Source organism: Streptomyces tropicalis (assembly GCF_029269835.1).
GTDB classification, from domain to species: Bacteria; Actinomycetota; Actinomycetes; order Streptomycetales; family Streptomycetaceae; genus Streptomyces; species Streptomyces tropicalis.
Map to the genome: position 1 here is coordinate 1 of NZ_JARJBB010000024.1, position 12271 is coordinate 12271.

At 73.1% G+C, this 12271-nt stretch carries 10 protein-coding genes; 8 read left to right on the plus strand and 2 right to left on the minus strand.

The features are described from left to right. Positions 1–172: 172 nt before the first annotated feature. Positions 173–1732: an MFS transporter gene (locus P3H78_RS28745; RefSeq protein WP_276112097.1), complete on the minus strand. Its 1560-nt coding sequence runs from the start codon at positions 1730–1732 to the stop codon at positions 173–175. Positions 1733–1829: 97 nt separating this feature from the next. Here P3H78_RS28745 and P3H78_RS28750 point away from each other — a divergent pair, with 97 nt between their 5' ends. Beyond that, positions 1830–2411, plus strand: a complete 582-nt coding sequence (locus P3H78_RS28750) for a TetR/AcrR family transcriptional regulator (protein ID WP_276112098.1) — start codon at positions 1830–1832, stop codon at positions 2409–2411. Between the two features lie 21 nt (positions 2412–2432). Here the strand turns inward: P3H78_RS28750 and P3H78_RS28755 are convergent, their stop codons facing one another. Further along, a complete protein-coding gene (locus P3H78_RS28755; protein WP_276112099.1) occupies positions 2433–3692 on the minus strand; it encodes a PucR family transcriptional regulator in 1260 nt (419 codons plus the stop codon). 159 nt (positions 3693–3851) lie between these two features. Between P3H78_RS28755 and P3H78_RS28760 the strand changes: the two genes are divergently transcribed. The 7 genes from P3H78_RS28760 (at position 3852) to P3H78_RS28790 (ending at position 12261) form a co-directional block, all read left to right on the plus strand. Next, a complete protein-coding gene (locus P3H78_RS28760) occupies positions 3852–4778 on the plus strand; it encodes a proline dehydrogenase family protein (RefSeq protein ID WP_276112100.1) in 927 nt (308 codons plus the stop codon). A gap of 38 nt (positions 4779–4816) precedes the next feature. Next, positions 4817–6448 carry an L-glutamate gamma-semialdehyde dehydrogenase gene (gene pruA / locus P3H78_RS28765; RefSeq protein ID WP_276112101.1) on the plus strand — a complete coding sequence of 544 codons (1632 nt, stop codon included), beginning with the start codon at positions 4817–4819 and terminating at the stop codon, positions 6446–6448. Between the two features lie 403 nt (positions 6449–6851). Next, positions 6852–6983 (plus strand): hypothetical protein, encoded by a 132-nt coding sequence (locus P3H78_RS28770; protein WP_276112102.1) that lies wholly within the window; start codon positions 6852–6854, stop codon positions 6981–6983. A 235-nt stretch (positions 6984–7218) separates the two neighbouring features. Next, the gene (locus P3H78_RS28775; RefSeq protein WP_276112103.1) at positions 7219–8262 is read left to right on the plus strand and encodes a 3-isopropylmalate dehydrogenase; all 1044 of its coding nucleotides are present in this window, start codon (positions 7219–7221) and stop codon (positions 8260–8262) included. A 317-nt stretch (positions 8263–8579) separates the two neighbouring features. Then, a complete protein-coding gene (locus tag P3H78_RS28780) occupies positions 8580–9668 on the plus strand; it encodes a branched-chain amino acid aminotransferase (protein ID WP_276112104.1) in 1089 nt (362 codons plus the stop codon). Positions 9669–9901: 233 nt separating this feature from the next. Then, positions 9902–10582, plus strand: a complete 681-nt coding sequence (gene ureA, locus P3H78_RS28785; protein WP_276112105.1) for an urease subunit gamma — start codon at positions 9902–9904, stop codon at positions 10580–10582. Next, complete coding sequence (locus tag P3H78_RS28790; RefSeq protein WP_276112106.1) at positions 10579–12261, plus strand: urease subunit alpha; 1683 nt, start codon at positions 10579–10581, stop codon at positions 12259–12261. The genes ureA and P3H78_RS28790 overlap by 4 nt, the downstream gene beginning before the upstream one ends. Positions 12262–12271 lie beyond the last annotated feature (10 nt).

Sequence of the window (12271 nt, forward strand, 5' to 3'; positions counted from 1 at the left end):
GGTAGGAGACGTTCGGCGCGGACCGGAAGGTGAGGACGGCCGGGCCGGACGACGCGGCCGCGGGGGTGACGACCTGTGCCGCGGCCGGGCTCGGGTACGGAGTGCGGGGACGCGCGGCACCCCCACGGTCCCGGTGCCGCCCGGCGCCGTCGTGTGTGCGGGGCCGCTCGGCTCAGGCGGCCGTGTCCGGTTCCGGGGCCGGTGTCCCGCGCACCCGGATCCGGCGCAGGGTGGCCGCCGCCCCGGCCGCGGCCAGGGCCAGTACGACCGCTCCGGCGATCGCCGCGCCGTGCATGCCCGTGGTGAACGCCTCCCGGGCCGCGGCGAGCAGCTCCCCGGCGCTCCGGCCGGGCAGGCGGGCGGCGGCCGCCAGCGCGGCACCGAGGGTCTCCCGGGCCGCGGCCGGTGCCGTCGGCGGCATCGCGTGGCGGTAGAGGGCCGTGCCGATGGAGCCCAGCAGCGCCATGCCCAGCGCGCCGCCGAACTCGGTGGCCGTCTCCAGCAGGGCCGACGCGGTGCCCGCCCGCTCCGCAGGCGCCGAGCCCATCGCCAGGTCGGTCAGCTGGGACATCACCATGACGGCACCGCTCGCCAGCACGCCCGCCGCGGCGAGCACCAGCCACAGGGAGTGGGTGCCGGTGAGGGCGAGGAGCACGAAGCCGGCCGCGGCGAGGGCGAAGCCGCAGGCGACGACGTACCCGCGGTCGGCCCCCCGGGCGACGAGCTGCCCGGTGACCGGGCCGGCGACGCCGATGAGGACGGAGGGCAGCAGGCTCCACAGCGCGGCGTCCAGCGGGCTCCTGCCGAGGACGGACTGGAGGTACTGCGTGGTGAAGACGGCCGAACCCATGATGGCGAAGGCCGAGACGAGGGTCAGGACCAGCGCAGGGGTGAAGCCGCGGCCCCGGAGCAGGCCGGGCGGGACCAGCGGGGAGTCCGCGGTGCGCTGGCGGCGGACGAAGAGCGCGGCGAGGACCAGGCCGGCGGCCACGGACACGACGTACTGCGGGTGCCAGCCCTCGGAGGGGATCTCCTTCAGCCCGTAGACCACCGGGAGCACGGCGGCCATCGACAGCGGAACGCTCGGCCAGTCGAAGCGGCCGGGGGCAGGGTTCCGCGACTCGGGGAGCAGGACCGGGCCGAGGACCAGCAGCAGGGCCATCGCGGGCAGGTTGACCAGGAAGACCGAGCCCCACCAGAAGTGCTCCACGAGGACGCCGCTCATCACCGAGCCCAGGGCGATGCCGCCGGTCATCACCCCCGACCACAGGCCGATGGCCCGGGTCCGCTGTGCGGGGTCGGCGAACATCGTGCGCAGCAGCCCCATCGTCGAGGGCATCAGGGTCGCGCCGCCGATGCCGAGGACCGCACGGGCGGCGATGAGGGTCCCGGCGCTGCCGGCGTAGGCGGCCAGCAGCGAGGCGGCGCCGAAGGCGGCCGCGCCCACCAGGAGCAGCCGGCGGCGGCCGACGCGGTCGCCCAGGGCGCCCATCGTCATCAGCAGGCCGGCCAGCACGAAGCCGTACACGTCGAAGATCCACAGCTGCTGGGTGCCGCTCGGCCGCAGGTCGGCGCCGATCGCGGGGGCGGCGAAGTACAGGACCGAGACGTCCATGGAGACCAGCAGCAGCGGGAGCATCAGCACGCCGAGGGCGGTCCACTCGCGGCGCCCGGCACGGACGGGGGCGCGCTCGGCGCCGGGCGGGGCGGTCGTGCTCGTCGGGTTCGTCATGCCGGTGACTGTACGGGCGTGTTAAACGGTTGTCTAGAACGCTCGTGTAAGTCATGTGTCTGGGACGTTCGTATGGAACGGCGGTAGGCTTCCGCGCATGGGACACCGCGAGGATCTGCTCGAAGGCGCGAAGCGCTGCCTGCTGGAGAAGGGGTTCGCGCGGACCACCGCGCGCGACGTCGTCAGGGAGTCGGGCACCAACCTGGCGTCGATCGGCTACCACTACGGCTCGAAGGACGCGCTGCTGGCGCAGGCGTACGTGGCGCTGGTGGAAGGGGCGGCCGACGACTGGGGTGCGGCCGTGGGGGCCGGGACGGCGCCGGGCTCGCTCGAGCGGTTCCGGGAGGTGTGGTCGAAGGTCGTCGCCAGTCTGCGGGAACCGGGTTCGTTCTGGCGTCTCAGCGCGGAGATCGTGGTCATGGGCGATCAGCTGCCCGAGGCGCGCGACCACCTCGCGCGGGCCCAGCGGGAGGCGTCGCGCGGCCTCGTCGCCCTCCTGATGGGCGGGCCCGAGGAGGACGTCCCGGAGGCGGTCGTCGACACGCTCGGCGCGTTCTACACGGTCCTCATGACCGGTCTCATCGCCCAGTGGACCTTCGACCCCGCCACCGCGCCCGACGCGGACGCCCTCACCGAGGGCCTGCGCCGCGTGCTGGACGGGGTGCGCGGGGCCGAGTGACCCGGCGGCGCGGGCCGCGGGCTACAGCCGCGCGCGCTTCAGCGCCATGTGCAGCAGCAGCCGGTCCTCGCCGTCGTCCAGGTCCAGGCCCGTCAGGCGCTCCACCCGGGACAGCCGGTAGTAGAGGGTCTGGCGGTGGATGCCGAGCTCGGCCGCGGTGCGTCCGGCCTGCCCGGCGCAGTCGAGGAACACCTCGGCGGTGCGGGCGAGTTCGGCCTGCGCGGGGGAGAGCAGCGCCCGGACCGCGGGATCCTCCGCCGTCCGCGGGGGCAGCGCCGTGAGCAGCCGGAACGGGCCGATCGACGCCCAGTGCGCGACCGGCCCCAGCCGCGGCTCGGCCAGCGCGGCCCGGGCCGCCCCCGTCGCCTCCGCCCAGGCGGCGGCCAGCTCCACCAGCCCCCGCCGCGCCGCGGCGATCCCGGCCGCGGCACCCGTGCCCGGCCCCGGGTCCGTGCGGCCCGGCCGACCGCCCGCCGCCGCGGGCCGCGTCCCGGCCGCCCGGACGGAACCGGCCCGGTCCAGCAGCCGGCCGGCCGCCGCCACCGCGGGTCCCAGGACGTCCGTGGACCGCAGCCGCACCAGCAGCGCCAGGCACTGGCCGGTCGTCCCCCACGGCACCGTGCACAGGGCCGTCGCCCCCGCAACGGTGCGCACCGAGGGGGCGTCGTCGGGGTCCGCCGAGGGCCAGGGGGCCACGCACACCACCGTGTGCGGGCCGTCCGCCCGCACCCCGAGCGCCGTCCTCAGCTCCGCCACCGCCATGTCCCGTGGCCAGCCCGCCTCCGCGGTGAGCACCGCCCGCAGCTCCCGGGTCAGGTCCGCGCCGGCCTGCGCCTCGTCCGCGAGCAGCGCGCCGATCCGGGCGGTCACCGCCATGGCCGCGGCGAGCTGTTCCTCGCCGGGCCCCGGATCGTCGTCGAGGAGCCACACGTACCCGAGGACGACACCCCGATGGCGGACCGGCAGGCAGATCCGGCCGCGGTAGACCCCCGCCTCCGGGGTCGGCGGGATCCGCACCGGGCCCGAGGCGCGCGTGATGCCGAACCCCTCGAACCAGGAGCGCACCGCCGCCGTGGACCGGCGGGTCAGGATCGAGCGGGTGCGCACCGGGTCGAGGGCCGACGGATCGAGGTCGCCCTCGCTGTCGTAGGTGCCGAAGGCGATCAGCTCGAAGTCGCGGTTCTCCAGCGTCGCCGGCGCACCGAGCAGCTCCGAGATCTCGTCGACCAGCTCCTGGTAGTCACCTCTGTGTTCGGGCGTCACCCGGGCATTCTCCCGCATTCTCCCGGCGCTCTCATACATCTGTCTGAGATCACGTACACGGATGCGTGACAGCTGTCGATGGCCGACGATCGGAGGGATCCTTAACTTTCACGGTGGTTCTCCGTGCCGTTCCCGAATGGCCGGGTTTCGGCTTTCTGTTGCTTGTGGAGGTGCCCCGTGCTGGGTCCCGTGATTCTCGCCGCGTCGCGCAGCGACCGGATGCGACGCCTGATCTCGGCGGCTCCGGTGACCAAGCAGGTCGTCGACCGCTTCATCCCGGGCGAGACCGTGGACGACGTCGTCCCGATCATCGAGGACCTGACCGGCAGCGGTCTGGAACTCACGATGGACGTGGTCGGCGAGGACATCACCACGCCCGAGCAGGCCGCCGCCGCCCGGGACGCGTACCTGCGGCTGGTCGACCGGATCAAGGACCTGGAGCTCGGCACCCGGGTCGAGATGTCCGTCAAGCTGTCGATGTTCGGCCAGGCGCTGGAGGGCGGCCACGAGCTGGCCCTCGCCAACGTCCGCCCGGTCGTCGAGGCCGCCGCCGCGATCGGCACCACGGTCACGCTGGACGCGGAGGACCACACCACCCTGGACTCGATGTTCGCGATCCACGACGAGCTGCGGAAGGACTTCCCGCAGACCGGCTGCGTCATCCAGGCCTACCTGTACCGCACCGAGGCCGACGCCCGCCGCCTCGCGGCGAACGGCAGCCGGGTGCGCCTGGTGAAGGGCGCCTACAAGGAGCCCGCCGAGGTCGCCTACCAGAACAAGCAGGAGATCGACAAGGCGTACGTGCGGATCCTGCGCACGCTGATGGAGGGCGAGGGCTACCCGATGATCGGGTCCCACGACCCGCGGCTCATCTCCATCGGGCAGGAGCTCGCGCGGCGCGCCGGGCGCAAGCTGGACGAGTACGAGTTCCAGATGCTCTACGGCATCCGGAGCGAGGAGCACCTGCGGCTGGCCGCCGAGGGCCACCGCATGCGCGTCTACACCGCCTACGGCACCGACTGGTACGGCTACTTCATGCGCCGTCTGGCGGAGAAGCCGGCCAATCTGCGCTTCTTCGTCCGTTCGATGATCAGCAAGGGCTGAGCCCGACCCACACCGCTCAGTAAGGAGTTACGGAACCCATGGACGCTGTGACCCAGGTCCCCACCCCCGTCAACGAGCCGGTGCACGGCTACGCCCCCGGCTCGCCCGAGCGCGCCCGTCTGGAGGCCAAGCTCCAGGAGCTGGCCGACAACCCGGTCGACCTGCCGATGACCATCGGCGGCGAGAAGCGGATGGGCGGCGGCGAGGCCATCCAGGTGGTCCAGCCGCACAACCACAAGGCCGTCATCGGCACCCTGCGCAACGCCACCCGCGAGGACGCCCAGGACGCCGTCGACGCGGCCCTGGCCGCCGCGCCCGCGTGGCGCGCGATGTCCTTCGACGACCGCGCGGCGATCATCCTGCGCGCCGCCGAGCTGCTCGCCGGCCCGTGGCGCGAGACCATCGCCGCCTCCACCATGCTCGGCCAGTCGAAGACCGCCCAGCAGGCCGAGATCGACAGCCCCTGCGAGCTGGTCGACTTCTGGCGGTTCAACGTCCACTACGCCCGCCAGATCCTCGCCGAGCAGCCCCCGGCGAACTCCCCGGGCGTGTGGAACCGCATGGACCACCGCCCGCTGGAGGGCTTCGTCTACGCGATCACGCCGTTCAACTTCTCGGCGATCGCGGCCAACCTGCCCACCGCGCCCGCGCTGATGGGCAACGTCGTGGTCTGGAAGCCGTCCCCGACGCAGACCCACGCGGCCGTGCTGCTCATGCAGCTCCTGGAGGAGGCCGGGCTGCCCAAGGGCGTCATCAACCTCGTCACCGGCGACGGCATCGCCGTGTCCGAGGTGACGCTGGAGCACCGCGACCTCGCCGGCATCCACTTCACCGGCTCGACCAGGACCTTCCAGCACCTGTGGAAGACGGTCGGCAACAACATCGAGAAGTACCGCTCCTACCCGCGTCTGGTCGGCGAGACCGGCGGCAAGGACTTCCTGGTCGCCCACCCGAGCGCCGACCGCGCCATCCTGAAGACCGCGCTGACCCGCGGCGCCTTCGAGTACCAGGGCCAGAAGTGCAGCGCGACCTCCCGCGCCTACGTCCCGGCCTCCATCTGGAACTCGGGCTTCAAGGAGGAGTTCGCCGCCGAGGTCGACCAGCTGACCATGGGCGACGTCACCGACCTGTCGAACTTCGTCGGCGCCGTCATCGACGACCGGTCCTTCGCCAAGAACAAGGCCGCGATCGACCGCGCCGCGGCGGACGCGTCCTGCACGATCGTCGCCGGCGGCACCTACGACGACTCGGTCGGCTACTTCGTCCGCCCGACCGTCATCGAGTGCACCGACCCGGAGAACGAGGTCTTCACGACCGAGTACTTCGGCCCGATCCTGGCCGTCCACGTCTACGAGGACGACCAGTACGACGCGATGCTGACCCAGATGGAGTCGGTGTCCGACTACGCCCTCACCGGCTCGGTCGTCTCGGGCGACCGCGCGGCGGCCGCGTACACGATGGAGAAGCTCCGCTACGCCGCGGGCAACTTCTACATCAACGACAAGTCGACCGGTGCCGTCGTCGGCCAGCAGCCCTTCGGCGGCGGCCGCGCCTCCGGCACCAACGACAAGGCCGGCGCCCCGCAGAACCTGATGCGGTGGACCCTGACCCGCGCCATCAAGGAGACGCTGGTCCCGCCGACCGACTACACCTACCCGCACATGGGCTGACCGCCCCCGCACCGGCCGGGCCACGGCGCGCTCTCCGACCGGTGCGACGGGGAGCCGCTCTGACGGACGCTCAGACGGCCGTGCCCGCCGGACGGGGGACCCGGGCCGTCGCCGGGCAGGACGGGGAAAGGGGAGGTCAGCGCGGTGAGGGCGGTGGCGCCGTCTCAGATAGTAGGAAGTCCGAGTAATCGTGGAGACAGCAGCGCCGTCCTCCCTTAGCTTGGTAGGAGCCGAACGTCGCACTCGATCGAGTGCCTGACGGTCGTGAGCCGGGCCCTGAGCAGGCAACCCCTGCGGCGCCGCCTTCCCCCTTCTCCAGGGGTGTCTTCCACGCCGATTCGGGCGTGGGGGAGTCTCGCAACCCCTTTCCGCACCTTCCGTTCGCCGAAGGAGTCGATGTCCCATGGCCGAGACCACTGTCCGTCGCCGCGTCCGCCACTCCGTCCGTCCGAGCGACTCGGAGCGCAAGAACGCCGCCGCCGCACTCCAGCGCGCCCTCGACCGCCGCGACAACGGCGGCCAGACCGGGCACTGAGCGCCCCGCGGCCCGGGTCTCCGGGCGCCACCTGCCGGGAGCCGCACCCGCAGGGGGTGCGGCGCGGTCCACCGCCGTGCCGCACCCCGCCCCGCCTCACGACCGCCGTCAACACCCGTGCCCGACACGGCCGGACGGCGGTCGCGGCGTGCCGGCGTCCCCCGTTCGGACGTCGGTCACGTCCGCATCATGGACAAGCCGTGTCATCTCCTGGGACGCGGAGTAGGGTGCCCACATGTCTCGCAGCATCGATCTCGCAGTGATCCCCGGTGACGGCATCGGCCAGGAAGTGGTGGCCGAGGGCCTGAAGGTCCTGTCCGCGGCCCTCCCGCAGGACGTGAAGCTGGAGACCAGGGAGTACGACTTCGGGGCCCGGCGCTACCACGCCACCGGTGAGACCCTCACCGACGGCGACCTGGACCAGCTCCGGCAGCACGACGCCATCCTGCTCGGCGCCATCGGCGACCCCTCCGTGCCCTCCGGCGTCCTGGAGCGCGGCTTCCTGCTCAAGCTCCGCTTCGCCTTCGACCACCACGTCAACCTGCGCCCGTCGAAGCTGCTGCCCGGCGTCGCCACCCCGCTCGCGGGCGACCCCCGGATCGACTTCGTCGTCGTCCGCGAGGGCACCGAGGGCCCCTACACGGGCAACGGCGGCACCATCCGCAAGGGCACCGAGCACGAGGTCGCCACCGAGGTCTCCGTCAACACCGCCTTCGGTGTCGAGCGCGTGGTCCGCGACGCCTTCGCCCGCGCCCAGGCCCGCCCGCGCAAGAAGCTCACGCTGGTCCACAAGAACAACGTGCTGACCTTCGCCGGCCACCTGTGGACGGACGTCTTCACCAGGGTGGCCGAGGAGTACCCCGAGGTCACCACTGAGTACATCCACGTCGATGCGGCGACGATCTACCTCGTCACCCAGCCCGAGCGCTTCGACGTGATCGTCACCGACAACCTCTTCGGCGACATCATCACCGACCTCGCCGCGGCCGTCTCCGGCGGCATCGGCGTCGCCGCCTCCGGCAACATCAACCCGAGCGGCGCGTTCCCGTCCATGTTCGAGCCGGTGCACGGCTCGGCCCCGGACATCGCGGGCCAGGGCAAGGCCGACCCCACCGCCACGGTCCTCTCCGTCGCCCTGCTGCTGCGCCACCTCGGCCACGAGGCCGAGGCGGACCGCATCGACGCCGCCGTCTCCGCCGACCTCGCGGAGCGCGGCGCGCTGCCCGCCCGCACCACCGCCGAGATCGGCGACGCACTCGCGGTACGGGTAGCCGGCTGACCCGTCCCCCAGCATTCGGCTTCGCCCGGCCGGGGGAGACCCCGCCGCCGATCGAGGCCGGCCGGACCCGCACGGGTCCGCACATCCTCGGGAAGCCGCCGGGTCGCATCCGCACCCGGCGGCTTTCCGTATGCCGCGCCGGGTGCCACCATCAACCCCTGGGCCGCATTCACCCCGTTTCTTCCGCCCCCGGCGCCGCGCGATAATCGAACGCGGAGCCGCGGTATGAGGGAAAGCTCGGACGTCCCAGCACCGGCCACTGGCCGTGCGGGTGAGAACGCGGCCCGTCACGACAACCGGTGAAGGACAAACCACTGATGACGACGCCCACGATCGAGCTCAAGCCCTCGGCCCACCCGCTCTCCGACGCGGAGCGCGAGGCGGTCCTGGTCAACCCCGGTTTCGGCCGCCACTTCACCGACCACATGGTGACGATCAGGTGGACGGAGGGCCGGGGCTGGCACGACGGCCAGCTCGTGCCGTACGCGCCGATCCCGCTCGACCCGGCCACCCACGTCCTGCACTACGCCCAGGAGATCTTCGAGGGCCTGAAGGCCTACCGCCAGCCCGACGGCACGGTCGCCACCTTCCGCCCGGACAAGAACGCCCAGCGCTTCCAGGCGTCCGCCCGCCGCCTGGCCATGCCCGAACTGCCCGTCGAGACCTTCATCGAGGCCTGTGACGCACTGGCCCAGCAGGACCGGGCGTGGGTCCCGGCGCACGGCGGCGAGGAGTCCCTGTACCTGCGCCCGTTCATGATCGCCACGGAGGTCGGCCTGGGCGTCAAGCCCGCCAACGAGTACCTCTTCCTGGTGATCGCCTCCCCGGCGGGCGCCTACTTCCCGGGCGGCGTGAAGCCGGTCTCCATCTGGGTCTCGGAGGACCACGTCCGCGCCGTCCCCGGCGGCATGGGCGATGCCAAGACCGGCGGCAACTACGCGGCCTCCCTGCTCGCCCAGGCCGAGGCCGCCGAGAGGGGCTGCGCCCAGGTCTGCTACCTCGACGCCGTGGAGCACGCGTGGGTCGAGGAACTCGGCGGCATGAACCTGTACTTCGTGTACGGCAACAGGATCGTCACCCCGTCCCTGACCGGCTCGATCCTGGAGGGCGTCACCCGCGACTCGCTGCTGACCGTCGCCCGTGACCTCGGCTACGAGGCCGAGGAGGGCCGCGTCTCCATCGACCAGTGGCAGCGCGACGCGGAGAACGGCACCCTCACCGAGGTCTTCGCCTGCGGGACCGCCGCCGTCATCACCCCGGTCGGCACCGTCAAGCGGGCGTCGGCCGAGTGGAAGCAGTCGGGCGGTGAGCCGGGCGAGGTCACGATGAGGCTGCGCCGGGCCCTCCTGGACCTCCAGCGCGGCACCACCGAGGACAAGCACGGCTGGATGCACCGCCTCGGCTGAGCCTGCCCTGCCTCCGAAGGCCGGTCCGCCGCCGCTCCCGCCGAGCGGCGGCGGACCGGCCTTCCGCTGTGTCCGCCCGGCCCCCGGCCGGCGTCGTCCCCCGGGCGCACCTTCGAGTGCTGTTCCATGAGCACGGCCGCGGCGTCACCCGGAATCAGGATCTCCCCTTCCCTGTGCGCACCTCACCCTTTAGAGTGACGTTCTAATGCTGCAAGGCAAGGAGGTGCCGTCGCGTGCGACTGACTCCCACGGAACGCGACCGGCTGCTGCTGTTCTCGGCCGCCGAGCTGGCCCGGTCCCGCCGGGCGCGCGGCCTCAGACTCAACGTGCCGGAGGCCACCGCCCTGATCGCCGACACGGTCTGCGAGGCGGCGCGCGACGGCGCCCGGCTCGCCGAGGCGATCGAGCGCGCCCGCACGGTGCTCGGCCCGGACGACGTGCTGCCCGGCGTCGCCGACGTCGTCACCGAGGTCCACGTCGAGGCCGTCTTCGACGACGGCTCGCGCCTCGCGGTGGTCCCCGACCCGGTCGGCGGCGGCCTCGGGGAGGAGGCGCCCGGTGCGCTGCTCCCGGGCCCGGAGCACGCCGAGCCGGAGGCGGCGGTGCGCCTGACCGTCGTCAACACCGCGGCCGTCCCGGTCTCCGTCACCTCGCACTTCCACTTCTTCGAGGCCAACCCGCGGCTCGACTTCGACCGTGCCGCCGCCTACGGGATGCGGCTCGCCGTGCCCGCGGGCTCCTCGGTCCGCTTCGGCCCCGGGGAGCGGGCCGAGGCCGGGCTCGTGCCGATCGGCGGCGACCGGATCGCGATCGGGTTCGCCGGACTGGTCGACGGGCCGCTGGACGCGCCCGGCGCGAGGGAGGAGGCCCTGCGCAGGGCCGCCGCCTGCGGATACCTGGGGGTGCGGCCGTGAACCCGTACGAGTACGCCGCCGCCCACGGACCCCGCGCCGGGGACCGGGTCCGGCTCGGGGACTCGGGCCTCACCGTCCGGGTCGAGTCCGACGCGCAGCGCCCCGGCGACGAGTTCCTCGCCGGCTTCGGCAAGACGGCCCGCGACGGGCTGCACCTGAAGGCGGCCGCCGTCCGCGACACCTGCGACGTGGTGGTCAGCAACGTCGTCGTGATCGACGCCGTGCAGGGGATCCGCAAGGTCTCCATCGGGATCCGGGACGGCCGGATCTGCGCCGTCGGGCGGGCCGGCAACCCCGACACCCTCGACGGCGTCGACGTCGTCGTCGGGACCGGTACCTCCATCGTGTCCGGCGAGGGGCTGATCGCCACCGCCGGCGCCGTCGACACCCATGTGCACCTGCTGTCGCCGCGCGTCATGGAGGCGTCGCTCGCCTCCGGCGTGACCACGATCATCGGCCAGGAGTTCGGGCCGGTGTGGGGCGTCGGCGTCAACGCGCCCTGGGCGCTGCGGCACGCCTTCGGCGCCTTCGACGCGTGGCCGGTCAACATCGGCTTCCTGGGCCGGGGTTCCTCCTCGCACCCGGCGCCGCTGGTCGAGGCGCTGGCCGAGGGCGGCGCGTCCGGCTTCAAGGTGCACGAGGACATGGGCGCCCACACCCGCGCCCTGGACACCGCCCTGCGGGTCGCCGAGGAGCACGATGTCCAGGTCGCCCTGCACAGCGACGGCCTGAACGAGTGCCTGTCCGTCGAGGACACCCTGCGGGTCCTGGAGGGGCGCACCATCCACGCCTTCCACATCGAGGGCTGCGGCGGCGGCCATGTGCCGAACGTGCTGAAGATGGCCGGGGTCCCCCACGTCATCGGCTCCTCCACCAACCCCACCCTGCCCTTCGGCCGGGACGCCGTCGCCGAGCACTACGGCATGATCGTCTCCGTCCACGACCTCAAGACCGACCTGCCCGGCGACGCGGCGATGGCCCGCGACCGCATCCGCGCCGGGACCATGGGGGCCGAGGACGTGCTGCACGACCTGGGCGCCATCGGCATCACCTCCTCGGACGCGCAGGGCATGGGCCGGGCGGGCGAGACCGTGCGCCGGACCTTCGCCATGGCGGGGAAGATGAAGGCCGACTTCGGCCCGCTGGAGGGCGACGGCCCCGGCGACGACAACGCCCGCGTCCTGCGCTACATCGCCAAGCTGACGATCAACCCCGCCCTCGCGCACGGACTCGCCCACGAGGTCGGCTCGATCGAGCCCGGCAAGCTCGCCGACCTCGTGCTGTGGCGCCCGGAGTTCTTCGGCGCCAAGCCGCAGCTCGTGCTCAAGTCGGGCTTCCCGGCGTACGGCGTGACCGGCGACCCGAACGCGGCCACCGACACCTGCGAACCCCTCGTACTGGGGCCGCAGTTCGGCGCGCACGGCGCCACGCCCGCCGAGATCTCCGTCGCGTTCGTCGCCCGGGCGGCCCTGGACCAGGGACACGACCGCCTGCCCACCCGGCGGCGCCGCGTCGCCGTCCGCGGCACCCGCGGCATCGGCCCCGCCGACCTGCGTCTGAACTCCCGTACCGGGTCCGTCGAGGTCGACGACCGCACCGGCCTGGTCACCCTCGACGGCGAACCCGTCCGCTCCGAGCCCGCCGACTCGGTGTCCCTCAACCGCCTGTACTTCCTCTGAGTCCAAGGAG